Source organism: Ferviditalea candida (assembly GCF_035282765.1).
Taxonomy (GTDB): domain Bacteria; phylum Bacillota; class Bacilli; order Paenibacillales; family KCTC-25726; genus Ferviditalea; species Ferviditalea candida.
In genome coordinates this window covers 18,700-43,418 of the sequence record NZ_JAYJLD010000001.1, presented here as the reverse complement: position 1 = coordinate 43,418, position 24,719 = coordinate 18,700, and the positions used below count along the sequence as shown (strand labels likewise).

The following is a 24,719-nucleotide window of genomic DNA, read 5'->3' as shown; positions in this document are numbered from 1 at the left end:
CATGTGCGGTCATCATACGGAGTCCAAACTTAAATGGATGCCTGTTAATTAACATTGTCGGCTGAGAGGTAAGTCTAAAAAGAAAGTATAAAGATTTCCATTTTATTTGATCGAGACGGCCATTATACTTAGTATGACAAAAACAAGCGGGGAGGAATTTCATTTGAGCTCACAAAGTCATTCATTCAAATTAATCTGTTTTGATGTGTACACGGCATTAATGAATATCGAGGGGAGCATCTCTCCACACCTTGGCCGGCTGCTCAGCATTGAACAAGAACATGCGCTTTCGATATTCCGGCTGTGGCGGAACACTCAATGGAATTATTTGCTGCTGAACAATTCCATGAATAACGGCTTCTTGCCTTACAAAACCATTACGATGCGCGCGTTGGAGTATGCATTGCAAAAATTCGGAGCGGAGCTGGACGGATCGCAGAAAGTAGAGATGGTTCATTACTGGAGCAAATTAAATCCTTGGCCTGAGGTGAAGGAGGTTTTGGCTGAAATCAAAGACCGGGGTTATCAAATTGCCATTCTCTCAAACGGTGACGAAGATATGCTGGAAGCTGTGGCAGAACATTGCGGAATCAAATTCGATTATATTTTTTCGGCGGACAAAGCCGAAGCCTATAAGCCCAGCCCCCGAATTTATGAACTGCCGCTCAAGCAACTGGGACTGTCCAGAGAAGAAGTGCTCCATGTTGCCGGATCGCCTTTTGACACAATGGGAGCCATCGCCGCAGGAATGGTTGTGGCCTGGAGCAATCGGTTCAATGATTTCCTGATTGACGCAAAATATCGGCCTAACTATGAGATGAGCAGCTTGAACGCACTTTTGGAAATCTTATAAGCTTTCACTTCATCGTTCATCCGTGTCGGAAGACGAGGACATAAATGAAAAAAAGTCATGCGGCTGCGACAGGAGTGTCTCCATTTCTTCAATGATCAGGGAGATCGTCGGATTCGTGTTCATTTTTTTCCAGGAGGCCACCACATCAACCTTGTGATCGTCGCCTTCGATATTGATGAAGCGAAGCGTGGGACTGTTGTACAGCTGCAGATGCCTCGGCATGATCGTGATGCCGATGCCCGAATCAACAATCATCAAAACCGTTTCGACGCGCGAGGTTTGACTGACGATGCTCGGTGAAAAACCGTGGTTTGCGCACATGGCCATTACGAGATCGAACCCCGGGGGAGATTCCTGTCTTTCGAGCATGACGAAAGGCTCTTGAGCCAATTCCGCTACGTTGATGCTTTTGCGATTCGCCATGGGATGGTCCTGATGCATGATAATGCAATGGGGCTGGGTACATAAAGATCGGATTTCAAGTCCGCCGATGCTATGCAGTCCAAGCGACAGGGTGAAGGCAAGATCGATTTCATCGGCCTTGAGTTTTTCGAGAAGCTCCGCGAGATGATAAAAGTTGAAATGGATATGGATGTTCGGATATTTTTGCCGAAATTGCCGGACCAGATGAGGTAAAAGCTTTCGGACCGGCGCGCTCAGCAAGCCAATGTTCAATTTTCCGATTAAGCCATGCTCTGCTTGCCGCGCTCTTTCAATCGATTCCTCAAACCGGCTGAAAATGTCCTGGGCATCCTTCAGAAAAACCGTTCCGGCGTTGGTCAGCCGAACGGAATGCTTGTCGCGGATGAACAGCTGAACACCCATTTGTTTCTCTAAATTGGCAATTTGCTGGCTCACCGCAGGCTGCGCGACAAACAGCTGCTTGGCGGCTTCCGTGAAATTCAAATGCTCCGCCACTGAGATGAAATAACGCAGTTGACGAATATCCATGGGGTACCTCCGATTCTGAGCAAACAGGGTATTGATTATTGATTATAACAGCGGTGATTTATCCGTTCAATGGTAATAAGCAAATCTTATTACGGAAATAAATTACGGGTATTTCACAAAATTCGCCGTTATCTATACCATTGAAGAAAGGAATTGATTATACTTAGAAAGGGGCTGGGCTTCCATTGGCATCTTTGACTCATGAGGAAGCTGTCGTCAGAGCGAAAAACTTGGTTCCGAGCATCAAGTCGCGCGCGAATTATACGGAAGAATTCCGCCGTCAGCCGAGGGAAACGATTGAAGAATTTATCGACTCAGGATTCATTCGGATGCTGATGCCCAAGCGTTGGGGAGGCAGCGAGCTGGGTTTTGACACTTTTTATAAAACGACCGTTGAAATCGCCAAAGCCGATCCGTCGGCGGGCTGGATCTTTTCCCTGCTTGTCGTGCATTCGTGGATGCTCGCTTACTTTCCGGAGGCGGCCCAGCGAGACGTTTGGGGGGAAAATCCGGATGCCTGCATCACCACTTCTTTCAGTCCTTTTTCAGAGAATCAGGTGACTCCGGTTGAGGGAGGGTATCTTGTTAACGGAGACTGGGGCTATTCGTCGGGGGTTGACCATTCCGACTGGGCGATGCTCTATACGGGAATTGAAACGAATGAACCCGTAGAAATGCCGAAAATTGTGATGATGGTGGTGCCAAGAAGCGATTACACGGTCCTCGATACTTGGAAAACCACCGCACAAAAAGGAACCGGCAGCAACAACCTGCGGCTGAAGGATGTGTTCGTGCCGGAGCACCGAACGATCGATATGATCTCCTGGTGCCAAAAGGGCGATGGACCCGGCAACAAGCTCAACGACGCACCGCTCTACAAGCATCCTTTATATGCCGCGATGCCTGTATGTCTCACGTCCGCCTTGTTCGGGGCAAGCGTGGGTACATACGAGCTTTGGAGAGATTCGATCAAAAGCAAGCTGACCGCGAGAAGCGTGAAAGTGGCTGATTTTACCCATCAGCAAATTCGTGTTGCCGAGGTTTCGGCAACGATCGCCGCCGCCGAGGCGCTGTTTGAAAAAACGCTGGAGCGGCTTCGCTCCGAAGAGCCGATCGACACCTATGAAAAATTGCGGATTCGCCGAAATTACGGGTTTATCGCCAAGTTGTGCAACCAAGCCGTCAAAACGATGATGGACCACAGCGGAGCGGGCGTGATTTACGAAACCAACCCGCTGCAGCGGTATTGGCGGGATGTACAGGCCTCATCCATGCATATTACGTTTAATATGGATTGGCTGGGCGAAATGTTCGGCAAGCTCGAGCTTGGGCTGCCGTTAAGCCAAAAGGATTCACTTATCTCTTAAATACACTAAAAACCATAGAAAAAAATGGAGGGTTTACACATGCGCATAGCAACCGTAAGCGTCGATGGAGAAAAAAGAATAGCGGCAGTTGAAAATGAAAGGTATATCGATTTGAACACAGCCTGCAGATTGCTTCTGGAAAGCCAAGGAAAGGCGCATGCGGAGAAGCTGGCCAATACCTATTGCCCGACGAATATGGTCGAGTTTTTGCGGGGCGGGGAAGAAAGCATGGCGCTGGCCAAAGAGAGCGTCGCCTATGTCGGCAGCTCGGATTTTTCCGCGGATGTCAACAAGAAATTGTATTACGAGGGGGCCGATGTGAAGCTGGAGGCGCCGGTGCAAAATCCGGGCAAAATCGTCTGCGTGGGCCTGAACTACCGTGAGCACATTCTCGAAATGGGCCGGGAAATCCCCAAAATTCCGGTTATATTCGCCAAATTCAGCAATACGCTCGTTGCTCCCGGGGACCCGATTCTGAAGCCGAAATTGTCCGACAACCTGGACCATGAAGCGGAATTCGCGTTCGTCATCGGCAAAAAGGGCAGACATATTTCGGAGGATGAGGCGATGGACTATGTGGCCGGATATACGATAGCCAATGACGTGTCCGTCCGCGACTTCCAAAGACGCACCAACGAATGGCTGCAGGGAAAAACCTTCGACGCCACGCTGCCGATGGGACCGCATTTGGTCACGAAGGAAAGCCTGCCGGAGCCGGATCAGTGCGAAGTCGTGCTGACCTTGAACGGGGTGGAGCGCCAGCGATCCAACACGAAGAATTTGGTGTTCACCGTTCCTTTTCTGGTGTCCTTCCTGTCCGGCATCATGACTTTGGAGCCGGGTGACGTCGTTCTGACAGGCACCCCGGGCGGAGTCGGTCAGGCGAGAAATCCGCAGTCCTGGATGAAGCATGGAGATACAGTGCGGGTTGAAATCGAAGGGTTGGGCGTTTTGGAGAATCCGGTCGTAAACGAATAAAAATAAGGAATGAATGAATAACCAATAAAACAGAAAGGGTGTTGGCAATGGCGGGTCCGATTAAAGTCACTCCGGAGATGGCTGAATTTCATCGGGAAATATCGGAAGATGCTTTGGAACCCCTATGGATGGCTGCTCCAGAAGTGATGCTGCGACAGCCCAAATCGAAACCGATCCCTTATATTTGGAAAAAAGCGTCAATTGAACGGCATCTGCAAAAAGCGGCGGAAATCATCAATTTCAACAACGGCGGAGACCGGCGCGTGCTGATGCTGATCAATCCCGGGATGCGGGATTTGCAGCCTTACGGATGGGGGGCCACCACCCAGACGCTGTCCGTTTGCGTACAAATTCTGCTGCCGGGAGAAGAAGCGCCGCCGCATCGCCACTCGCAAACGGCGATTCGCTATATCGTACAAGGCGAGGGTGCCTATAGTGCGGTGGAGGGTGAAAAGGTGTATATGTGCGAAGGCGACTATGTGATCACGCCGAAGCATTTGTGGCACGAGCATGAGCATGAAGGCACCGCGCCGATGATGTGGATGGATTGTCTGGACACGCCGATCATCTATTATTTGCACGGCACCTTCTTTGAACCGGGTCCGTTCAAGAAGCAGCCGATCACCCGCAAGCCGAGCGTGGGCAAATACCTCGGCGGAATGGTCCGGCCGCTGTCCGATCACGAGCCGAGCTCTGCGCCGCTGCCCCTCTATAAATACGAACCGACGCTGGCCGCGCTGAAGGGCTTGAGCGATCATTACGATCCGGACCCGGTCGAAGGCTATGTAGTGGAATATATCAACCCTTCGAACGGCGCATCGGCCAACGAGAACATCGGCGCATGGCTGCAAAAGCTGCCCGTCGGCTTCCACGGCAAGGCGCACCGCCATGTCAACAGCGTCGTGTACCACATTAAAGAAGGCCGCGGCTACACTCTGATCGACGGAGTGCGCTTTGACTGGGAGAAGGGCGATTACCTGGTCATCCCGACCTGGGCGTATCATGAGCATGTGAACGTTTCGGAAACCGAAGAAGCGCTTCTGTTCTCGACGAACGATATCCCGATCTTTGAGCGAATGGAATTGCAGAAGGTGGAGGAATATCCGGAGAACGGGGGCTTCCAGCAGGAAACCGGGAAGTTCGATCCGGCTTGAGGCAGATCAATTTAACGAGAAAATAACAATAACTCCGGTATCCAATCAAGGATTGCCGGAGTTTTTGCTGTTAATCTTCAATATCAAATATCCATTGAAAGAGAGCAGATATTCGTCAATGAAAAAAGAGCGTAACGCCACCTCCCTAGAAACTGTTCTAATACATAATCATGACAATTCCTTATCCCATACAGTTTCGCCTGAAACGGCAATTAGGCCAAGATGCATAAAGAGCACCTGATTTCGCAGACCCAAAAACTGAACCCGAATTACCGGATCATTCTTGAAATGCGCTGGAAACAGGAACTGACCTATAAGGAAATTGCCGATGAACCGGGAACAACGGAAGATATTATCCGCCAAAAGCTGAACCGGGCCAGGAAGAATTTGACTGCATATTTGATGAGGTATTTGAGGACGCGGTTAAAGAAGCCCAGGAAATGCCGCTTCCTGATTTTGATCCTGTTTGGGAACAGATGCAAAACAGACTGGAATGCGAACGAAAGAAACATATAGCCAAAAGAAGAATGCTGATCCTTGCTCTTGCAGCCGCATCCTTCCTCCTCGGAGCTATGATCTTCGGAGTCGGACGTCACCAAAGCGTTCAATCCGTTCTATCAAACCGTCAAGCAGCTTCCGGGAGAGATTGTGTCTTTCTTTTTCGGGAGTCGGGAGAGCACGGAGGAAGGCGCCAAAACCAAACCGCCCACAGATGGAACCATGCAGAACGGAAATACTCAGGATCTTGACCTTAGCGGGCAAATGCAAGCCGAGGAAACGTTGTCCTTGGAAGAAGCGAAAGCCAAAGCGGTCTTCGTTTTACCGGAGTTTCATGATATTCCGTCGAGCTATCAATTGAACAAAATTGAATTGTTTCATCTGCCGAATGAAAATAAGGCTGCAAAAGTCAGATTTACTTTCCGGAATGAAAGCAACAAAGTGTTCTGGGTGACCATGACATTATTACAAGGCGATATGTCGATCGGTTCCGGAGCGAACGGAGCTAAAGTCGAGGAGATTTAACTGAAGCATGGAAAAGGATTATTGGCGATTTCTGCGGACGGCTCTTCCAGGCCCGAATTTCTGAGAGGAAACGTATTTATTAGTATCTTGGGGGAACTTTCCAAAGAAGACTTGATTCAATTCGCTGAACAATTATAAAAAATGGATTCGGTCGAATGGCAGAATCCATTTTTTCCTAGTTCATCAGTAAATAATCGCTGTAACGTTCCCCTTCTTCGTAAATACCGCCTTTGCTGCTGGGTGGCGCTATATGTAGATCCTGACCCCACATGATTGAATTTGCGCCGTCTTGCGAGTATTTGTGGTTTGGATTGAAAATCCCTTGAATCTGAAATTCCGACGGTGGCGGCGGTGTTTTTGCCGCCTCTTTAAAATTTGGCGCCGCATGCCCGGTTGTTGTCAAAAACAAGAAACATCCGAGTAGAATAACTGCAATTTGCGATAGATTAAGCTTGATTCTGGTTTTCATTTTTATGGAAAAAATGAAGAATAATCAAACAAGCTCATGCGGATATGTATGAGCTTGTTTGATTCAAAAGCATGAAATTGTCTTAATCCGGCAGAACGGTTTTGGCGATCTTCCCATCCAATTCTTCGTAATCGTAGTAACGGATCGTTTCATACAGTTCTTTTCTCGTCTGCATGTCGTCCAGACAATCCTTTTGCGTGCCCTTTTCGAAAATTTCCTGGAACACCTTTTCGACGGCTTTGGCGGCCGCACGCAGCGAGCTGACCGGATAGATGACCATGCTGTAGCCCCATTGCTCGAACTGGTCGGCCGTATAATAGGGGGTTCTGCCAAATTCGGTCATATTCGCCAGCAGAGGCGCTTTGACCTCGCGGGCGACATATTCGAATTCCTCTTGCGTCAGCAGCGCCTCCGGAAAAATGCCGTCCGCTCCGGCTTCCATATATTTTTTCGCCCGTCTGACCGTTTCCTCGATTCCGTCGACGCCCTTGGCATCCGTCCGGGCGATGACAACAAGTGATGGCGCGGCCTCTTTAAGGGTTTGAATCTTCTGCATCATTTCTTCTGCAGACACCAATTTTTTGCCGTTCAGATGGCCGCACTTTTTGGGCAGTTCCTGATCCTCGATTTGCACGGCGGCCACCTTGGCTTCGACCATTTCTCTCGCCGTGCGGGCGACGTTGAGCACACCGCCGTAGCCGGTATCAATGTCCACGAGCAGCGGCAGATGCGTTGCGCGGATAATGTCGCGTGCCCGGCGGGCGACCTCCTCGGAATAGATGATTCCGAGATCGGGGAGCCCCCGGCTTGCGGTATACGCGGCTCCGGATAAATACAGAGCCTCGAATCCCGTCTGCTTGGCTATCCGAGCGGACATGCCGTCATGCGCGCCGGGGATCTTCAGGATGCCGGGCGACTGGATGCGCTGCAAAAACTGCTGCGCCAACTGCTGCTGGGAGAGTTCCTCCTCCACGAGCCATGCCATATCGATCACCTTCCGTTCTTGTTTATTTTGTCATGCAGGTGTGGTTGAACCGGCGTTTGGGCAATATTGAAACAGCGATTGAGCTAGTGCTACAAACAGTGCTTCTACACTCCTGCCAGAGCTTCGTCTTACGGACTCGAGAGGCGTTATTTTGTAAAAAACCCCCGCTTTGTCAGGTCATGCGGACCGAGAGGACGCTATTTGCTCAAAATTTGTACCAAAGGGGTCATATCTGAGCAAATAACGGCAACTGGGTCCGTAAAACCCAAATTCAACTCGTTTTCGGCCAAATAACGGTTGTACGGTCCGTAAGCAGCAAATCGGCGGTCACAGAGTCAAAGCGGCCAGCTAAGTCAACGGCTCACAAAGTCAACCGACCAGCAAAATCAAATCGTCAGCAGCTTCATGAAGTCCGGTACGGCGGTGTGCTCCAGGCGCTGCTGGTCGCTGCACAGTTCCATAATTTGCGCCACTTGCTTTTTCGGGAACCGGGTTTTCAGGCTGCTCTCAAATTTCTCGATCAGTTTGGGAATCCCTTCCTGACGGCGTCTGCGATGGCCGATCGGATACTCGACGACGACTTTTTCAGTAGCCGTTCCGTCTTTAAAGCGAATTTGGATGGCATTCGCAATGGAGCGTTTGTCCGGGTCCAGGTAGTCAACGCTGAACTGCTTCTCTTCGCTGACGGTCATTTTGTCTCTCAAACGGTCAATCCGCGGATCCCGGGCAACTTCATCCTCGTAATGCTCGGCGGTCAAATCTCCAAAAATGAGTCCGATGGCAACCATATATTGCAAGCAGTGGTCTCTGTCCGCAGGATTATGCAGCGGGCCTTTTTTGCTGATGATCCGGATGGCCGCTTCGTGGGTGGTCAGCAGAATCTCTTCAATTTCATCCAGGCGGTCCTTCACTTCATTGTGCAGCTGAAATGCGCATTCTACCGCGGTTTGAGCGTGGAATTCGGCCGGGAACGAGATTTTGAACAGGACGTTTTCCATCACATAAGAGTCTAACGGACGGCCGAGCTTCAGCTCTTGTCCTTTGAACAATACATCCTGGAAGCCCCAGGTTGGAGCGGACAGCGCGGACGCATAGCCCATCTCGCCTTTGAGCGCCATCATGGCCAAGCGCACCGCCCGGCTGGTTGCGTCTCCGGCGGCCCATGATTTCCGCGATCCGGCATTGGGTGCATGACGGTATGTCCGCAGGCTGGAGTTGTCGATCCATGCATTCGATACGGCATTGATGACTTCTTGGCGGTTACCGCCGAGCATGACGGTTGCGACAGCTGTAGAGGCCACCTTTACCAGCAGAACATGGTCCAGGCCTACACGGTTAAAGCTGTTTTCCAGCGCCAGTATCCCTTGGATTTCATGCGCTTTGATCGCTGCAGTCAATACCTCTTTCATGGTCAACGGCGCTTTGCCCTCCGCCATATTGCTCCGGCTGACATAATCGGCAACGGCCAAAATCGCCCCCAGGTTATCCGACGGGTGTCCCCATTCCTTGGCCAGCCACGTATCGTTGAAGTCCAGCCAACGGATGATGCAGCCGATATTGAAGGCGCCCTGAACCGGATCCAATTCAAACTGCGTACCCGGAACACGCACGCCATTAGGCACAACCGTACCCGGAACAATGGGGCCCAGATGCTTCGTGCATTCCGGAAAATTTAACGCAACCATTCCGGAAGCGATGGAGTCCATCAGCATATAGCGGGAGGTTTCGTAGGCCTCTTTGCTGCGAATTTCATGATTCAGCGCATAATCGGCAATATCGATAAGCAGCGGATCGGTTTCATTTTTCGAATTGTCATCGTAAAAGTTGGACATGTTCGGTCATCACCTTTCAGGAAATTATCGGCATTATTGTGTGAAGAATGCAGCTGTTTGTTGCAATAAAGAGCAAACTTACGGATGCAGGCCTCTGGGTCCCAAATAATTGACCCGCGGCCTGAACAGACGGTTGTTGTCATGCTGTTCGATGACGTGGGAGCAGATGCCGATCGTGCGCGCCGCCAGGAAAATCGGGGTGTACAGGTCGATCGGAATGCCGAGCAGGTAATATACCGGGGCGGCATAATAGTCGAGGTTAGGATACAGTCCTTTTTCCCGTCTCATGACCTCCTCGCCGATGATGCACATATCATAAAGCTCGCGGCTGCCTTTTTCTTCAATCAGCTTAAGCAGAGCTTCCTTCATCAGCATCGCGCGGGGGTCCATTTTTTTCATATAGACGCGGTGGCCGAATCCCATAATCCGTTCCTTGTTCTTTAATTTGTTCAGGATCAAGGCTTCCATGCCGCTAGGGGTTTCCGCTTCCAGGAGCATATTCATGACAGCCTCATTGGCCCCGCCATGCAGTTTGCCCTTCAGCGATGCGATGGCACCGGTAAGCGCTCCGTACATATCCGCCGTCGTGGAAGCGATGACTCTCGCGGCAAAGGTGGAATTCGGCATTTCATGCTCGCTGTAGACCATCAGCGTTTGGTCAAAGGCGCTTTCCTCCAATGCAGAGGGCTCTTTACCCGTAATCATATGCAAAAAGTTTGCGCTGTAGCTGAGGTCTTGCCGAGCAGGAATCAGCTCCTGCTGATGAATGGCATGATAGCTGTTGGCGACGATGGAAGGGATTTTGGCCAGCAATCGGATGGTTTTCCGGCGATTTGCCGCATTGGAGAGATTATCGAGCTCAGGGTCGAAACCGGCGAGCACCGAGATTCCCGACCGTAAAGCATCCATGCAGTCGGTTGCGGATGGAAGCAGCTTTAAAATCGACATGACTTGCTCAGGTACATCGTACTCCTTTTTCAACTCCTGCTCCAGTCTGTTCCGCTCGTCTGCAGTCGGCAGCTTTTCATTCATCAGGAGGTAGACTAGGTCAAGATACTTCACTTTTCTGGAAAGCTCGATCAAATCATAGCCGCGGATGACAATTTCCTCATTCTCCACATCCAGGTACGAGATGCTTGTCTCGCAGGCAATGACTCCGTCCAAGCCGGGATGGAAGTGTTGTACAGCCGGCATAATACCCCTCCTTGACATCTGTGTTAAAAGATAATCGATCGCTTGTATAATTGTATACAATTATACAAGCGATCGCAACATGATTTTTTCACAGACCGGATGAGCTCATCTGCAGCGTTTCAATCGTCACATTCAAGCTGCGCTTGATATGGGCACGCATCGCTTGTTCCGCCAGATCGGCATTGCCCGTCGCGATTGCTTCAAAAATATCCTTGTGCTCTTTGACGGGAAGCATCGGCAAATATTTCGGATTTTTATAGCCACCCAACCGCCGGTAGCGCTCCAGACGACTGTTGAGCTGGGAGAGAAAGTGAACGGCTGTTTGATTTTGACTCGGCTCATACAAATAATGATGGAATTCGCTTCCGTATCGGAGGGCGTCAAATTTGCGGTTATCCTGTGCGGCGCGATCCATCAGCTCAAGCGTGTCTTCCATGCGGGCAAGCTGTTCCTTGGTAATATTTTTTGTGGCTTCTCTGGCTATCAAACCTTCCAGGACTTCACGCACTTTAAAGATTTCCTGCGCCTCATGGATGCTGATCGGCGCCACATGCATCCTGCCGTTGGACTGCCGAACCACCAGGCCCTCCAGTTCAAGCCGATACAGCGCCTGCCGCAAAGGGGTTCTGCTTACTCCCAATTTGTTGGTAAGCATCTCCTCGCTGATCATTTGCTCGGGTTCATATTCCCATTCGATGATCATTTTTTTTAATTGATTATATATGATGTCGCCTGTAAATTGTCTTTTGCTCGTCATGCGTGTGTCCTTTCCGGATACTGAAGAATTCACATTGAATGGTTTTTTAAGCGGAAGTGATCTTTCAGTATGGTTGATCCAATTTCTAATTATACACAAAGCGCTCATCTGACGAAATCCCCGGCCTTTCATCCGAAAAAATATATAAAATCCGTTTTTTTCATATTTCAATGCGATTATAAACATTTTGAACTAGTCTAACAACGCGAAAAATATCGTATCAAAAAGTTTATTGTGACTATAGAACTAATCCGTCAGTTCGGATATAATGGAAAAGAACTATATATTTCGACATTTTCATGTTGAGAAGGGCAAACTAACCGAAAGGTCAGGACGCAAAACCACGGGTCTAAAGCGAATGCTATGATAGCCGGGTCGCCAAAAATGAGTTGTTTAGGCATTTAAGCGTCCCCTTTATCGGGGACTTTTTGATGTTTGGAGGGGTTATTATTAATCATTTATTGACGAGATCGAAAAAAATCAATGTGATAGCTTTGGATCAACTGCTGCTAAAGCTGAAAGAAAGTTTTTACCTTTCTATGCGGGAAACCGAGGTTCTGAAATTAATGATTCTAAACGGGGATTCCAACGAGGAAATTGCCGAAAAGCTGTATATTTCGGATAAAACCGTGAGAAATCACATCACCAATATTCAAACGAAAATGAGCGTTCATTCCATAAGAGAACTCATGTCCATACTACTTACATTAAGCCTGGAAGGTGACAGCATTGAGGTTAATACACATCGAAGAGTATAACGAATCATCGATGATTTTGGGAAAGCCGATTTACGATGCCAAGAAGCGCATCCTGTTGGCGCAGGGGCAAAGGATTCATTATAAACTGCTGGAGCGGTTAAAGCTGCTCGGGATTTCATATTTGTTTGTAGAAGATTACGAATCCAAAGGGATTACGCTCGAAGAAATGATGGATATTCCGACTTGGCTTGATGTGATCACGATCGTACAAGATTTTTTTGCTAGCGTGCAGTCCAATAAGCCGCTGCCTTTCAAGGATATTCTGCTCGCAGCAGGAAAGCTGATTAAAGAGATTCTTAGCAGACCTGTGGTAGCGCCGGTTCCTACCTCAACCATTGCCAGCGAGCTGCAGCTGTATGCCCATTCCGTCAATGTGGCCATACTCTGCTTGCAAATCGGCAAATCAGCAGGGTTTTCCGAGCTGCAGCTGCGGGATTTATCCGTAGGGGCTTTGCTGCATGACATCGGCAAAATTGCGGCGAAGAACAGTGATCGGCATGCGGAAGCAGGGTTTGAAATTTTGCGGAAGATTAGGGAAATGAATTTGGTGTCCGCCCATATGGCCTTTCAGCATCACGAAACCTTGGACGGGCAGGGCTTCCCGCGGGGGATCAAGGGAGAGGCTTTTCATCCGTATGCGCAAATCTGCAGCCTGGCCAACCGATACGAACATTTGATATCGGATGACAATTGCGTGCAGCCCCATGAAGCCTTGGAGATCCTGATGACATTGAGCGACAAAGCGTTCTCCATCCAATATTTGCAGGCCTTCATGAAAGCCATTCCGTTGTATCTGCCTGGAACAAAAATCCGGTTGAGCAATGGCGAGCAAGCGATTGTTACACGAATTCAAGAGAATTTTCAGCGTCCGTACATCCGCTATACCACAAATCTGCAGGAGATCTCTTTGGTGGATCATCCGAACATCGTGATCCATGAAGCGATTCATGAAACGGCTTCGGTGTAGAATTCAAACGCGCATAGGAGCTCTTCAATTTTCATTATCTTCCAGGCGGCAACCGATACGCCACATGCGAGAACAAATAAGGCGGCAAGCCCGATTCACCAAAATGCCGGATTGTCTGCGGCTATCGACCGCAAGCCGATAACCCCGATGGAAGCCGTGACCTTTTATCATCTTGTACATAGTGTATTAGCAAAGCCTATCTTGGGATAGGCTTTGGCTGTGTAAAAGAGGAGGCGGAAATATGGGATTGCCGTTTCGGCATATTGTGATACAACATGATGAACAAATGGCGCTCGAAGAAAACATATGGAGCCCCAAATATGTAAATGCTTATTTATTAAAAGGAAACGTACGGGAGCCTATTCAACTGCGATATCGCGGGGGGCATACACGGGAATATCCGAAAAGATCTTATGAGATTGTGAGAGGGAACGAAACGATTCATCTTAATGCGGAATATGACGATCCTTCTTTAATCCGTAATGCTCTTTCCTTTCAATTTTTCGAATGGATCGGCGTTCCGTGTCCCAAAGCGCATCATTGCCAACTTATTTTGAATGAGCAAAGCCAAGGGGTTTACCTCGAAATCGAAGCCGTAGACTCCAATTTCTTTCGGCAAAGAAAAATTCCGGTTCAATCCATTATTTACGCCGTAAACGGCAAAGCCAACTTCAGTTTGATCAATCCCGATACGAATGAACGAAAAGCTTCGTTATTCAAAGGCTATGATTTGGTCAAGGGAAAAGATAGTGATCGTCAACGATTCAAATTGTTCATTCTCAAGCTGAATACGTTAAAAAATCTCCAGCTGTATAAGTACTTATCTGCCAATCTGGATATTGAAAATTATCTCCATTGGTTGGCCGGAGTCGTATTCACAGGAAACTATGACGGTTTCGATCAAAACTATGCCATATACCTACACAAAATAAAGCGCTATTATCGTATCATTCCGTGGGATTATGAGGGAACATGGGGCAGAAACTGCTATGGGAAACGCGTCGATAGTGATTTGGTCCGGGTGGCGGGTTACAACCGCTTAACTAAAAATCTCTTGGCCTTTACCCGTGTTCGCAGAAGATATAAAGAAATTCTCAAGGAAATTCTTGCGAAAACATTTACCGTAAAAAAGATTTCACCGGGCATTTATCAAATGTATAGGGAAATTGCTCCTTATATTTACAGGGATAATGCGCGCAAATGGCCCTTCCATGTCTTTGAAGAAGAGCCTGCGCTGATCCAAAATTACATTCATGAGCGCAGAAAAATCATCGCCAAGGCCTTGTCTGAACTTTAGAAGCTATACCCCAGACCTGAATTTTACCGGGACTGGGGTATCGTTTAAATTGCGAGTTAGGAAAAAAACCAAGAGACCCAGTAATATAAGCAAACCAATGTAAACACAACGGTTATGGGAATCACGATAAAAGTAACGCGCATGTAATCCTTCCAGTTTATTTTTAATTTGTATTGTCTCAGAATATGAATCCACATCATTGAAGCTAATGTACCGGTAGGGAGAAGCAGCGAACCGATGTCGCTGCCGATGACGCTTGCCAAATAAGCGATTTTTAATGTTAACGGATTAAGCATCATGTTAGTTAAAGTAAGTGTTCCTACCATTAACGCGGGATTATTGTTAAAGAAGATGGACATGATGCTGAGAAGACCGCCCATCATTAAGCTTGCATTAAGTAAATTACCGGATACGATTGGTTGAAAGAATACGGTAATCCAATGCGTTAAGCCGATATTGTGCAAACCGTAAATAATCACATACATGCAAAACGCAAAAATCAGAATATTCCATGGGGTTTTCTTGATCATATCCGCAGGCGGAATTTTAATATAAATCCATCTCCATGCTAGCAATAGTGCCGAACCGGTCGCCGCGACCAATGCAATAGGAAATTGCAAATATGAGGCTATAAAAAGCCCGATGCGGATTAGAAACACAAATAAAAAGATATTGCGCATCAAATAAGTTTCGTCCCTCGTTTTTGCTGGCGAAGTCATGGAAAGTTGAGATTTCAGGGGATGATTTCTGGGATCGAAAAATGAATTTTGATATCCTTTCCGCGGTGGAGGAATCTTGCGGGGCAATTCCCTGTAAAACCATAAAAATAAAAGCATTGTCAGCAGAAGCAGTCCAAGTATTGCAGGGATAAACATCATTTCCATGTGCTTATAAAGATCGATATTCACAATTTTCAGCGCGATTAAATTTACAACGTTGCTGACTCCGATCGGGGCGCTGGATGCAGTTGCTACTAAGACCCCGGTAAGCAAATAGGGTATTTTTTGATGGTTTTTGAGACCCAGATTCTCCAGTAAAATGAGCAGAATAGGGGTAGCCATCAAGATGCTTCCATCATTGTTGAAAAACATGGTCATCAGAAAACAAAACAAGGCAATGTACCAAAAAAGTCGAATTCCGGAGCCTTTGGCTCTAGATGCCAAGCCTTCGGCGGCCCAAGTAAAAAAGCCGAAGCTTTCCAAAGTGATAGCCATGACGATCGTTGCCATAATGGTAATCGCCGCATCGCTGACCGTCGCAATAATTTTAACCAGGTCAGAAAGCGAAACGCTCCCGCTTATCAGCACAAGAATGGCTCCGCCCGCTGCCGGTATCGCTTCGTTTAATCCTCTTGGACGCCAAAGAATAAGCATAAGCGTTATGAAAAATGAAATGATGGTAAGTGTGACGGTATTTGATCCATACACATTCATTTCCGACCTCCTCTACAGTTGTCGTTACGAATTCTTGGCTGCGGCTACAAGAAAGTCGGTTTTTCGTAGGCGTGTTGTCCGTGCTTAACTACTGCAGTTTTTTCCGGGTTGTAAGATTGAATTTCCGCAAAAGTCTCGTATGCCGAAAATATTTCTTTGTCCGATAGCTTTGGGGGGGTTAGCAAATAATAGACGGCAATGCCGGATAATGAGATGAGCATCAAAACAATCATCCTGTTCCCTTCCTTCCAGATTCCGTTTAAGGAATCGCTTGATATGTTTAAGGCTGATGTACAGTTTTAATATGATCCAAATGAATATAAACCGATCTGCCATTGGCGGTAATAAGTTCGATCATATTATTTTCCATTTTTTTGAGCAGTCCTATTCTATTGTCATCTCTCCCCAAATCCAAAACAATGAACTTCCCTTCAACTTTCTTGAGTTGCTGTTCAAAGGTTCGGGCCAATGTCATATCCGCAGGTTTAAAGGGAAAACTTTCTTGAGTTAAAGAATAAGGGGTGACGTTGACGTTATAAGGAATCAAATATTTCAAATGGTGTAAATGGACAATGAGCGTGCGATATACAGGAGTATGAAAAATGAAGTAATCGTTCATGATGCTTGTGATATAGCCATGGATGGATTGGTCTCCGGTTACGTACAACTCTACGAAGATCCCTTTTGCGTTCATTAATATTTTTCTGTAGGAGATCTTTTCAATTTGATTTTCAAAAGGCGCTTCGGGCGTTTCGGTTATCTCTGAATTCGAATTTAAAGATATTTTCATGCTTTGCATATGAATGATTGGAAGATAAAGAAATTGGCCGTTATAGATAACAAGAATATCGCTGCCAAAATCAACAAGAATTCCTTTTACGGGATTCGGTCTGCCCGAAACCTCAAATTCTATTTGTGTTCCTATCAAAGAATGAAAGTCTTGCATATTGCACCTCCTATTAATTAAAGGATGGGGAGGTGCGCTGGCAGTTTGCAACCCAACGCACCTGAAGCAACGAGGGGAATTTATGTTTGGGACATGATTTCAAGAAGCCCGGATTTTTTGAGTTTCTCAGTCTCATAAGGGGAGAGATAAATGGGGCGGAATCTGTTTGGGGTGTAAGGGGACCTTCAAGCGGCGGCCTTAATTGGATTATTTGTTGCGGGTATTTTTGTTGCGGCTTTTGTTCGATCCTTTGCCTCCGGACTTACTATTCGCGTTTTTGCCGTTGGAGCTTTTTTGGCCTGAGCTTTTGCCGCCGGACGTATTGTCCGAGCTCTTGCCGCCGGAGCTTTTTTGAGAATCTGTCTCTTTAATGCTTTTAATGTGGAATACGGCAATTTTAAGGGTTTCGCGGTTCGATACAAGGTAGAGATATTGGTTTGAGACGTTCACCACAAAACCTTCTACTTTTTCAGGACCGTCCTTATTGATTTGAACGAATTTGTGGGTAAACATTCCCAAAAGCGAAGTAAAGTCGGGTGCCGATACATAAGGGGGCATAGATTTGTAGGAGCCGCTGGTATTTCCGGAAGAAGTTATGCTTTTAATATGGGAAGTGTTGATATACATTATTTCTTCAGTGCCCTTGACCTGGACAACGATATGATCATTTTGAACTTTTACCAATCTGCCTGTGATGGAATCCGGCCCTCCCCGGTTAATCCGAACTTCTTTTCCGCTAAAAGACAAGAGTCCCGAAGAATCGGAAGCTCCGAATTCCAAGAAAGTGGAGCCGGTAGAGGTAGACCCTCGGGATCGGGAACCGACGGTGTTAGATCCTTGAGATCGGGAACCGGAGGTCGAATTCGAAGGATTGGAAAAACCACCGGCATTTAAAGCGTTTAAAGCATTGGAAAACGGGATTTGTGCCATTGAATACATTCTCCTCTCAGATGTGTTTAAATGAAACACGCAGTATGATACTCCACCATACCTGTTTGCGATTTTGTAACGAACAGATCACCACCTTTCTTTCTCAAATTATCAATGGTAGTTTTGGATAAGGAATTAAGTAGACGTTTACTTCCTTACATCTATCATTGATGTTTATTTGTAATTTATTTATATGTAATCCGTAGAAAGTTGTACTAGCCACAAATCTATTTTTATAAAACTTGTACTAGTATCTTGGACTGGCATTTAAACGAAAAGCAATATGATAATCTGAGCCTTGTAACGTTTCAATATAAAAAGAGTTAGTGCTGATTCTGCCGGAATTCCTATACGCTATCGGGTACACCGACACACAAGAGAACAGCTCATAGTATGGATGTTAATTCCATTATGAGCTGTTTCTTTTTTTGCATCCCATCCGGATAGTGAATCAGAACTTAAAAATTTCCGGGCTGCGGAACCGACATCAATTCGATTTGAGCAATCTGAACAGGTTTCGGCAGCATTTAATCGAAACGAGGACCACGCTCGTCATCGATGTTTCTTGGGCCGATACGGTTCAAATGCTTGAGTGCTGCAATGCAGCACATTGACGTAGTGGAAATCGATCAGAGGGTCGTTGAAGCATGCCGGAAATGGATGACAAAAGAGTCATCCCATGAGCGGGAAGGAAACATTCAAATGATTTATATGGACGGGTATAAATGGATTCAAGAGCAAAAAAACAATTACGATGTGCTTCTTGTTGACAGATCTGATCCTTATGGGCCCGCAACCAGTCTGTATAAGCAACGATTTTATCAATACGTTTATGATAGTTTGACCGATGACGGCATAGCCGTCTTCCAGTCGGGCTCTCCATATTACGATTCAAAAATTTTAAAAAGATGGGATCCTCTTCAGGCGGATTTAAATCGTTTGCAGTGGCAGGGTGCGAACTATATCAATCCTGAAATATTCCATGCTTCTTTTAAGCTTCCCAGTTATGTGAAAAATGTAGTGAAAGAGAAGTGATTTTGGTCAAAATCGTGTCAAGGAGTGTGAGAGGTAGTCCCATTGCTGAAAATACTAGACAATTCGGCGCGCGGTTTATCATACACCAGTGTCCGCAGAAGGGCTTGGTACTGTTTGTCGGTTTCCCCATATGCCCGAAGCAATCGGCCGCAGGAAAGGGTTCAGCCGATCTTCATTGATTGTGCAAGCGGTATTCATTTGTCCGGAGCGGAGCCCTTCCAAGCATTTTAACCGTCAAGAATGTGGGTTCCGCAAAGATAACCTTATGCGCAGAACATGCAGTGTCGGCTTCGATCACGATTTAGAGACCATCTTCGAATTAAACCAAGTCCAGCAACAAGAAAACATTTAGGCTTCGACCATCGTACAATCGCTCAAGTTTGACGACGGATAATGTCCGCGCGTGCTCGCAGTGTTTAGTCGACAATGCGAACTGCGGGATCTGCATGATGGCATGGCTGGGCCCCGCTATTCGGCCGACAGCCAATTGACGCCGGAGCCGATGCTGCACTTTTTTCGCCTGTTCCGGGATGCGGCTGTACCTCCGCGCGAGGAAATTCTGGATAATTTCCCGGAGAATTTCAAAAATCATTCGATCTTCTTCTGCCGCTTTTTTGGTGATTTCTACTCTGTGGAGGAGCTGGTTGAAAGCGGAAACGTCATCGCGGGTTCCCCCGAAGACGTGGCGAACGAAATTCAACGGCAGCGCGGGGAAATCGGTTCGGAGCATCTTATGTGCATTGTGAATTTCGGGAATTTAACCCATGGTCAAACGATTCGCTCGATGGAATTGTTTGCCCGCGAAGTCATGCCGAGATTCGACAGGAACTAAATTTGCCTGTTAGATCCAGCGATATCGGCAAACATTTACTTATATAAACATTTATTAGAAAAAGCTCTCCAAACGGAGAGCCTTTTGCAGGAGAAATCGCCAATCATCAAGATCCCGTGCGGACCATTTCCGGCAGTTTGCTTTAATTTTGTCTGGTCGCCTGAATTTCGAACGATATTTTGATTTCATCGCCAACCAGTACGCCACCGGTCTCCAGCACCGCGTTCCACGTCAATCCGAAGTCGCTGCGATTTACGCTTCCGTTCCCGCTGAAACCGACTCTTTCATTGCCCCAGGGATCTTTTCCCGTTCCTTCGTATGTAACGGTAAAGGTTTCAGAGCGTGTCACATCACGAATGGTCAAGTCTCCGGTGACTTCGTATTCGCCCTCGGCTTTTTTCGCAATGCTGCGTGATTGGAAGGTGATATTCGGAAACTTTTCAGCATCAAAAAAATCGGCGGAGCGAAGATGTGCGTCGCGATCCTTCTCGCGAGTGTTGATGCTTGCCGCGTCAATCGTGAACCGGATGCCGGCGGTCGTCAAATCCTCCGGGTCGGCATCAACCTCAGCCGTGAAGGTTTCAAAGGCTCCTTTTACTTTTGCGATCATCATATGTCGAACCGAAAAATCAATATTGCTGTGTGCCGGATCAACGGACCATTTGGATTTAGGCATAATAAATACTCCTCTCTTTAATAACTTACAAAAATAAATAAACTAAATAAAATATATAATCAATAATAAGTATATTATCTAAATAAAATCATGTCAATATCCGTTCCGGGTTGAATAAGTGAAATAACAAAATATTAAAAAAAGGGGATGCGGCATGTATCGTATCCCCAATTTATTTGTTGGATTCCATTCAGGATGCATCATCGATCAATTTTTTTGCTTTTTCCGTTAGTATGTATGCGTTTTCTGGTGTGGTGACGACAAGCTTCAGCGATCCCATCTCGCGCAAGATGCTGCGAATTCTGAAGAGCGGCAGGCCAATAGAAATACTATATTTTGCATCGGTATGGACGACCGCCAAGAAAAAATCGATTTTCCGTACTGTAGGCTGTTTGCCGGAATAGGGGAAAAGTCGTGAGTAATCCGGATATTTTTGGGCAAAATAACACTGATTTCTAAAAAAAGACATGAAAGGGGCAGGAAAAAATGAAGACAAATAAGCGGCGATGGCTGATGGTTTATTTGCTTGCCTGCTTGCTGCTGATGCCCAATTTGAGCCATGCGCAAGCTGTTCATCAGTCCGCGCAAGTGCCGGACGATCGTTATGAGCGGGAGGATGATCATCATCATGACTGCACGCAGAATGTAAAGCTGACGGACAAGCAATCCAAGGAATTGAGCAGTCAGTATGACAGGCTTTACGAAACGAAGAAAAAAATTATTGAAACGTATGAAGCGTACGGCCTGTACACAAAGGAGCAAAAAGAGCGGAAATTGGATAAGCTAAAGCAGCATATTGACTGGATTAAAAAGAACAATTACCAAAAATGCGGGCATTGGGGCCACAAAGGATACGATTATCACGATGATCGGAATGAAAAGAACGACCACAATTAGTTTCGCTGCACAAGCGAAAGAAAGCTGATCAGCAGAAGTCGATCAGCTTTCTTTTTTTTCACATAGAATTTATTTATTAATTTCCGGATCTCGGAAAGGCAAATTCTTATTGGCGATAAAACCCGCATCTTAAGGCGGTCGTTCATCTTGGAAAGGCTTCGATAGAGGTTTTCTCAAAGAAACCTTTCCAATTCCTCCAACAGAGCTTCGGGGGCTTCCTCGGGGATGAAATGCCCGCTATGAAGGGGACGACCCTCCGCAAACTGCGCTTTTTCCTTCCATGTGCCCAATACATCGAAAATTTGATGCATTTTGCCGTATTCCCCCCAAAGCGCAAGCACGGGACAAGTCAGCTTCCGTCCCAAATCCTGCTCGTCATGCCCGAAATCGACCGTCGCCGCAGCGCGGTAGTCTTCCAGGACAGCGCGGATGGTTCCCGGCATTTTAAAGGTTCGAATATATTCCTGCATCGCTTCTTCCTCAATGGCTCCGGCAGCGCAGCCCAGCGAAAATATCGCACTGCGCAGAAACTCCTCCGGTTTGGCGCCGATCATGAGCTCCGGCAAATCGGGAACCAGAAAGAAAAACCAATGCCAGTAAGCTGCGGCCAGTTCTTTGGTCGTTTGTTGAAATACAGTGTGGGTCGGCACGATATCCAGCACACAAAGCTTATCAACCGAATCAGGATGATCCAGAGCCAAGCGGTGGCCGACCCGTCCTCCGCGGTCATGGCCGACAACGGAGAATTGCCGATATCCGAGCGTCTCCATTAAAAGCTTGATATCCAGGGCCATCGTTCTTTTGTCATAGCCGCTGCGGGGTTTCTCGGAATCTCCGTAGCCGCGCAGATCGGGACAAACCACGCTGAAATTCTCCGACAGCTTGGGTATGATCTTTCGCCACATGACAGCCGTTTGCGGATAGCCGTGAAGCAAAACCAGCGGTTTCCCGTTTCCCCCTGTCCAAGCATTCAAACGAATCCCATTGACCCGATACGTCTCCTGCTTCATTCCGTGCATCATGTTTTCCGATCCCCTCCAAATTTCTTTCTGCAAATCCTGGTATAATCTTGATTGTAATCCTACATATCCGGTTTGGGAAGCAGCACTTGAAAGGAACTTCCATGACCCGCCTTGCTTTCCAAATGAATCGAGCCGCCGTGAATTTCCACGATCGACTTCGTGATGGCCAACCCGAGGCCGGATCCGCCGTATTTTCGGGCACGCGACGTGTCGATTCGATAAAACCGATCGAATAAATGCGGAATATGCTCTTCAGGAATGCCTGGCCCGTTATCGCGGACGGCCAGTTCAATTTCGCGTTCGGCTTCCCGGAGCGATATCCGGATGACGCCTTGTTTCGGATCCGTATGCTGAACGGCGTTATGAAACAAATTTAAAATGACCTGCTTGATTTTATCCTGGTCAAACCGGGCCTTAACATTCGGCTCAACCTGAAAAATAACGGTCCTTTCCCCGGCGAGCAGACGAAGCTGCGGCTCCATTTCATGAATGACCCCGTCCAGCATGCCCTCGGTTATTTCCAAAGATGGCGTGCGGTCCATTCTGGCCAGAAGCAAAAGGTCCTGCACGAGCTTATTGATCCGCTCCGATTCACCGTACATACTTTTTAAAGCGGTTTCCAGCTGATCGGGACGATGGGCCGCCCCGCGCAGCAGCACCTCCAAAAAACCGTGAATGGAAGTGAGCGGAGTGCGAAGCTCATGCGAAGCATCGGCGACAAAACGCCTCATCTGTTCCTTGGCTTCCTTCTCCGCATTGAACGATGCTTCCAGTCTTTCCAGCATATTATTGAAGGAAACGGACAGACGCTCGATTTCCAGCTGGCCCAAACCGACCGGCAAACGCTCATCAAGGTTGCCTGCATTGATTTGTTCAACGGTATCGACCATATTGGATAAAGGAACCAATGTTCTTTTGAGAACGGGCAGGTAGGTCAGCAGGCCGGCAACCATCGCGATCAGTGAAAGAATCAAAAAAATGAACAACTGCCGGATAAGCACAACTTTAATCGGCCGTGTGCTGGTGCTGACTTGTACAATCCCCAAGGGGCGGCCATGCTTGCCGACGGGCTGGAGGAAGACCAGCTGTTCAGCCCCCGTATTGTCTTTAATGATCGAATAGTTGACGCCGTGTCTTTGCTTCATTGCGTTTGTATAGTATTCAGCGGAGAATTTAGGGACCGTTTGGAGATCGGGGGAAACCAGCAGCACCCCAAAATCCCCGTTCATACTTACAAAGGCAATGGTTGAGTCGGGAATAAAAAGCCGCGGAGCGTCATCCTTGAATTTCCCGGGAAATGGGTTGCCATCCATCCATGTTTCAGGGGGGATGGACAGCACTTGACTCTGAAGGGCGGAAGCCTTGTTGCTGTATAAAAACTGCCGCATAAATAAATATTGAAAGACCCCGATGAACATCAGCAGTACGGCAAGTATCAACAAGGATCGCGATAAAAGCTGAAAGCGGAGAGATTTGGGATGAAGCAGCCTGTTTAGATGGATTCGTTTTTTCGGCGTCATTGCACATCAATCCTGTATCCTGAGCCGCGCAGAGTGCGGATCAACCGATGCTCACGGTCGTTTAACTTTTCCCTCAAGGAACGGATATATACTTCCACAATGTTTTCTTCCCCGTTGAAATCATAGCCCCACACTTTATCCAGAATCATAGCCTTGCTCAGTACGAGACCGTTATTGATGGCCATAAATTTAAGCAGCTCGTATTCCGTCGGGGACAGCTCGAGAACCTTGTCCTCGTAACTGATTTCCTTACGTCGGTCGTCAATGCGAAACGGTCCCGCAACGACTTCGCCCCACATATTCGGAAAGTGGTTCCGAATCCTTGCATGGATGCGGGCCAGCAGTTCGTCAAAGCTGAACGGCTTGACCATGTAATCATCGGCCCCCAAATTCAGGCCTTTGACCCGATCTTCAACCTCTTCCTTTGCGGTTAACATAATTACCGCGAGATTCTCCGTCTTTTTCAGCATCCGGCAAATTTCAAATCCGTCCATACCGGGCATCATGACGTCCAAGATAACGATATGCGGTTGGAATTGCTTGACAAGCGTAATCGCCGACAGACCGTCTTGAGCCGTCAATACCTCGAATCCTTCATTTTGCAGTCCGATCTCCAGAAAACGCAGTATGTTCGGCTCGTCGTCAACGAGAAGGATTTTGATTCCTTTAAGTTGAGGCAAGACCATCACCTCCGCAATTATCCTTATTCAACATATTATGTACTTTAATGCTGAAAACAAGCTGAAGGCAAGCTGAAAAAAAGCTGAACTGCTGTATGGGCGGCTTCACTGGTTCAGTGGGGCAGGATGGGCTTGAAAATTACACTTTCAGCGAACTTTAAGC

At 47.4% G+C, this 24,719-nt stretch carries 26 protein-coding genes and 1 riboswitch; of the genes, 12 read left to right on the top strand and 14 right to left on the bottom strand.

The window, feature by feature from the left end; genetic code table 11:
* The first annotated feature begins 163 nt into the window (after window positions 1-163).
* Window positions 164-853 (top strand): haloacid dehalogenase type II, encoded by a 690-nt coding sequence (locus VF724_RS00215; protein ID WP_371752206.1) that lies wholly within the window; start codon window positions 164-166, stop codon window positions 851-853.
* Window positions 854-862: 9 nt separating this feature from the next.
* On the opposite strand, the gene VF724_RS00210 is transcribed toward VF724_RS00215, so the two are convergent.
* Window positions 863-1,804, bottom strand: coding sequence for a LysR family transcriptional regulator (locus VF724_RS00210; RefSeq protein ID WP_371752205.1), 942 nt, complete (start codon window positions 1,802-1,804; stop codon window positions 863-865).
* 185 nt (window positions 1,805-1,989) lie between these two features.
* Here VF724_RS00210 and VF724_RS00205 point away from each other — a divergent pair, with 185 nt between their 5' ends.
* The 5 genes from VF724_RS00205 (at window position 1,990) to VF724_RS00185 (ending at window position 6,326) form a co-directional block, all read left to right on the top strand.
* Complete coding sequence (locus VF724_RS00205) at window positions 1,990-3,171, top strand: acyl-CoA dehydrogenase family protein (protein ID WP_371752204.1); 1,182 nt, start codon at window positions 1,990-1,992, stop codon at window positions 3,169-3,171.
* A 39-nt stretch (window positions 3,172-3,210) separates the two neighbouring features.
* The gene (locus VF724_RS00200; protein WP_371752203.1) at window positions 3,211-4,149 is read left to right on the top strand and encodes a fumarylacetoacetate hydrolase family protein; all 939 of its coding nucleotides are present in this window, start codon (window positions 3,211-3,213) and stop codon (window positions 4,147-4,149) included.
* A 47-nt stretch (window positions 4,150-4,196) separates the two neighbouring features.
* Complete coding sequence (locus tag VF724_RS00195; protein WP_371752202.1) at window positions 4,197-5,303, top strand: cupin domain-containing protein; 1,107 nt, start codon at window positions 4,197-4,199, stop codon at window positions 5,301-5,303.
* Between the two features lie 222 nt (window positions 5,304-5,525).
* Entirely contained in the window at window positions 5,526-5,819 is a 294-nt protein-coding gene (locus VF724_RS00190) for a sigma factor-like helix-turn-helix DNA-binding protein (protein WP_371752201.1), read from the top strand.
* A gap of 132 nt (window positions 5,820-5,951) precedes the next feature.
* The gene (locus VF724_RS00185) at window positions 5,952-6,326 is read left to right on the top strand and encodes a hypothetical protein (RefSeq protein WP_371752200.1); all 375 of its coding nucleotides are present in this window, start codon (window positions 5,952-5,954) and stop codon (window positions 6,324-6,326) included.
* Window positions 6,327-6,501: 175 nt separating this feature from the next.
* Here VF724_RS00185 and VF724_RS00180 read toward each other — a convergent pair whose 3' ends face one another.
* The 5 genes from VF724_RS00180 to VF724_RS00160 form a co-directional block, all read right to left on the bottom strand.
* Entirely contained in the window at window positions 6,502-6,729 is a 228-nt protein-coding gene (locus VF724_RS00180; RefSeq protein ID WP_371752199.1) for a hypothetical protein, read from the bottom strand.
* 148 nt (window positions 6,730-6,877) lie between these two features.
* A complete protein-coding gene (prpB, locus tag VF724_RS00175) occupies window positions 6,878-7,780 on the bottom strand; it encodes a methylisocitrate lyase (RefSeq protein ID WP_371752198.1) in 903 nt (300 codons plus the stop codon).
* 386 nt (window positions 7,781-8,166) lie between these two features.
* Window positions 8,167-9,612, bottom strand: coding sequence for a bifunctional 2-methylcitrate dehydratase/aconitate hydratase (locus VF724_RS00170; RefSeq protein ID WP_371752197.1), 1,446 nt, complete (start codon window positions 9,610-9,612; stop codon window positions 8,167-8,169).
* Window positions 9,613-9,690: 78 nt separating this feature from the next.
* Window positions 9,691-10,806: a citrate synthase gene (mmgD, locus tag VF724_RS00165; RefSeq protein WP_371752196.1), complete on the bottom strand. Its 1,116-nt coding sequence runs from the start codon at window positions 10,804-10,806 to the stop codon at window positions 9,691-9,693.
* A gap of 88 nt (window positions 10,807-10,894) precedes the next feature.
* The gene (locus tag VF724_RS00160; RefSeq protein ID WP_371752195.1) at window positions 10,895-11,563 is read right to left on the bottom strand and encodes a GntR family transcriptional regulator; all 669 of its coding nucleotides are present in this window, start codon (window positions 11,561-11,563) and stop codon (window positions 10,895-10,897) included.
* Window positions 11,564-11,863: 300 nt separating this feature from the next.
* Window positions 11,864-11,946, top strand: a riboswitch (cyclic di-GMP riboswitch).
* A 48-nt stretch (window positions 11,947-11,994) separates the two neighbouring features.
* Between VF724_RS00160 and VF724_RS00155 the strand changes: the two genes are divergently transcribed.
* From VF724_RS00155 to VF724_RS00145, 3 genes are all read left to right on the top strand, one after another.
* Window positions 11,995-12,321: a helix-turn-helix domain-containing protein gene (locus tag VF724_RS00155; protein WP_371752194.1), complete on the top strand. Its 327-nt coding sequence runs from the start codon at window positions 11,995-11,997 to the stop codon at window positions 12,319-12,321.
* Window positions 12,293-13,288 carry an HD-GYP domain-containing protein gene (locus tag VF724_RS00150; protein WP_371752193.1) on the top strand — a complete coding sequence of 332 codons (996 nt, stop codon included), beginning with the start codon at window positions 12,293-12,295 and terminating at the stop codon, window positions 13,286-13,288. Before VF724_RS00155 ends, VF724_RS00150 begins: the two co-directional genes overlap by 29 nt.
* Window positions 13,289-13,529: 241 nt before the next feature.
* Window positions 13,530-14,585 (top strand): CotH kinase family protein, encoded by a 1,056-nt coding sequence (locus VF724_RS00145; RefSeq protein ID WP_371752192.1) that lies wholly within the window; start codon window positions 13,530-13,532, stop codon window positions 14,583-14,585.
* Between the two features lie 56 nt (window positions 14,586-14,641).
* Here VF724_RS00145 and VF724_RS00140 read toward each other — a convergent pair whose 3' ends face one another.
* The 4 genes from VF724_RS00140 to VF724_RS00125 all read right to left on the bottom strand — a co-directional run bounded on the left by VF724_RS00140 (window position 14,642) and on the right by VF724_RS00125 (window position 17,894).
* Window positions 14,642-16,018 carry an arsenic transporter gene (locus VF724_RS00140; RefSeq protein ID WP_371752191.1) on the bottom strand — a complete coding sequence of 459 codons (1,377 nt, stop codon included), beginning with the start codon at window positions 16,016-16,018 and terminating at the stop codon, window positions 14,642-14,644.
* A gap of 44 nt (window positions 16,019-16,062) precedes the next feature.
* Complete coding sequence (locus VF724_RS00135; protein ID WP_371752190.1) at window positions 16,063-16,251, bottom strand: hypothetical protein; 189 nt, start codon at window positions 16,249-16,251, stop codon at window positions 16,063-16,065.
* A gap of 47 nt (window positions 16,252-16,298) precedes the next feature.
* Window positions 16,299-16,964, bottom strand: coding sequence for a YwrJ family protein (locus VF724_RS00130; RefSeq protein ID WP_371752189.1), 666 nt, complete (start codon window positions 16,962-16,964; stop codon window positions 16,299-16,301).
* A gap of 207 nt (window positions 16,965-17,171) precedes the next feature.
* Window positions 17,172-17,894, bottom strand: coding sequence for a DUF2642 domain-containing protein (locus VF724_RS00125; RefSeq protein WP_371752188.1), 723 nt, complete (start codon window positions 17,892-17,894; stop codon window positions 17,172-17,174).
* Between the two features lie 558 nt (window positions 17,895-18,452).
* On the opposite strand from VF724_RS00125, the gene VF724_RS00120 reads away from it, so the two are divergent.
* Both VF724_RS00120 and VF724_RS00115 read left to right on the top strand, forming a co-directional pair.
* Window positions 18,453-18,929: a spermine/spermidine synthase domain-containing protein gene (locus tag VF724_RS00120; protein ID WP_371752187.1), complete on the top strand. Its 477-nt coding sequence runs from the start codon at window positions 18,453-18,455 to the stop codon at window positions 18,927-18,929.
* A 403-nt stretch (window positions 18,930-19,332) separates the two neighbouring features.
* Window positions 19,333-19,761, top strand: a complete 429-nt coding sequence (locus VF724_RS00115; RefSeq protein WP_371752186.1) for a hypothetical protein — start codon at window positions 19,333-19,335, stop codon at window positions 19,759-19,761.
* Between the two features lie 142 nt (window positions 19,762-19,903).
* Here VF724_RS00115 and VF724_RS00110 read toward each other — a convergent pair whose 3' ends face one another.
* Window positions 19,904-20,437 carry a YceI family protein gene (locus tag VF724_RS00110; RefSeq protein ID WP_371752185.1) on the bottom strand — a complete coding sequence of 178 codons (534 nt, stop codon included), beginning with the start codon at window positions 20,435-20,437 and terminating at the stop codon, window positions 19,904-19,906.
* A gap of 486 nt (window positions 20,438-20,923) precedes the next feature.
* Here VF724_RS00110 and VF724_RS00105 point away from each other — a divergent pair, with 486 nt between their 5' ends.
* A complete protein-coding gene (locus tag VF724_RS00105) occupies window positions 20,924-21,334 on the top strand; it encodes a DUF2680 domain-containing protein (protein WP_371752184.1) in 411 nt (136 codons plus the stop codon).
* Window positions 21,335-21,507: 173 nt separating this feature from the next.
* Here VF724_RS00105 and VF724_RS00100 read toward each other — a convergent pair whose 3' ends face one another.
* Genes VF724_RS00100 through VF724_RS00090 form a run of 3 tightly spaced genes read right to left on the bottom strand, consistent with a single transcriptional unit; the run spans window position 21,508 to window position 24,562 of the window.
* Entirely contained in the window at window positions 21,508-22,356 is an 849-nt protein-coding gene (locus VF724_RS00100) for an alpha/beta fold hydrolase (RefSeq protein WP_371752183.1), read from the bottom strand.
* A 59-nt stretch (window positions 22,357-22,415) separates the two neighbouring features.
* Window positions 22,416-23,876 carry a sensor histidine kinase gene (locus tag VF724_RS00095; RefSeq protein WP_371752182.1) on the bottom strand — a complete coding sequence of 487 codons (1,461 nt, stop codon included), beginning with the start codon at window positions 23,874-23,876 and terminating at the stop codon, window positions 22,416-22,418.
* Complete coding sequence (locus VF724_RS00090; protein WP_371752181.1) at window positions 23,873-24,562, bottom strand: response regulator transcription factor; 690 nt, start codon at window positions 24,560-24,562, stop codon at window positions 23,873-23,875. Before VF724_RS00090 ends, VF724_RS00095 begins: the two co-directional genes overlap by 4 nt.
* Window positions 24,563-24,719: the final 157 nt, after the last annotated feature.

Coding starts and splice junctions, on each gene's coding strand:
- VF724_RS00095 (WP_371752182.1), bottom strand. CDS start 23,876: ATGACGCCGAAAAAACGAATCCATCTAAACAGGCTGCTTCATCCCAAA.
- VF724_RS00145 (WP_371752192.1), top strand. CDS start 13,530: ATGGGATTGCCGTTTCGGCATATTGTGATACAACATGATGAACAAATG.
- VF724_RS00125 (WP_371752188.1), bottom strand. CDS start 17,894: ATGGCACAAATCCCGTTTTCCAATGCTTTAAACGCTTTAAATGCCGGT.
- VF724_RS00195 (WP_371752202.1), top strand. CDS start 4,197: ATGGCGGGTCCGATTAAAGTCACTCCGGAGATGGCTGAATTTCATCGG.
- VF724_RS00120 (WP_371752187.1), top strand. CDS start 18,453: ATGTTTCTTGGGCCGATACGGTTCAAATGCTTGAGTGCTGCAATGCAG.
- prpB (WP_371752198.1), bottom strand. CDS start 7,780: ATGGCATGGCTCGTGGAGGAGGAACTCTCCCAGCAGCAGTTGGCGCAG.
- VF724_RS00100 (WP_371752183.1), bottom strand. CDS start 22,356: ATGATGCACGGAATGAAGCAGGAGACGTATCGGGTCAATGGGATTCGT.
- VF724_RS00090 (WP_371752181.1), bottom strand. CDS start 24,562: ATGGTCTTGCCTCAACTTAAAGGAATCAAAATCCTTCTCGTTGACGAC.
- VF724_RS00190 (WP_371752201.1), top strand. CDS start 5,526: ATGCATAAAGAGCACCTGATTTCGCAGACCCAAAAACTGAACCCGAAT.
- VF724_RS00130 (WP_371752189.1), bottom strand. CDS start 16,964: ATGCAAGACTTTCATTCTTTGATAGGAACACAAATAGAATTTGAGGTT.
- VF724_RS00160 (WP_371752195.1), bottom strand. CDS start 11,563: ATGACGAGCAAAAGACAATTTACAGGCGACATCATATATAATCAATTA.
- VF724_RS00140 (WP_371752191.1), bottom strand. CDS start 16,018: ATGAATGTGTATGGATCAAATACCGTCACACTTACCATCATTTCATTT.
- VF724_RS00170 (WP_371752197.1), bottom strand. CDS start 9,612: ATGTCCAACTTTTACGATGACAATTCGAAAAATGAAACCGATCCGCTG.
- VF724_RS00155 (WP_371752194.1), top strand. CDS start 11,995: ATGTTTGGAGGGGTTATTATTAATCATTTATTGACGAGATCGAAAAAA.
- mmgD (WP_371752196.1), bottom strand. CDS start 10,806: ATGCCGGCTGTACAACACTTCCATCCCGGCTTGGACGGAGTCATTGCC.
- VF724_RS00105 (WP_371752184.1), top strand. CDS start 20,924: ATGAAGACAAATAAGCGGCGATGGCTGATGGTTTATTTGCTTGCCTGC.
- VF724_RS00210 (WP_371752205.1), bottom strand. CDS start 1,804: ATGGATATTCGTCAACTGCGTTATTTCATCTCAGTGGCGGAGCATTTG.
- VF724_RS00110 (WP_371752185.1), bottom strand. CDS start 20,437: ATGCCTAAATCCAAATGGTCCGTTGATCCGGCACACAGCAATATTGAT.
- VF724_RS00135 (WP_371752190.1), bottom strand. CDS start 16,251: ATGATTGTTTTGATGCTCATCTCATTATCCGGCATTGCCGTCTATTAT.
- VF724_RS00200 (WP_371752203.1), top strand. CDS start 3,211: ATGCGCATAGCAACCGTAAGCGTCGATGGAGAAAAAAGAATAGCGGCA.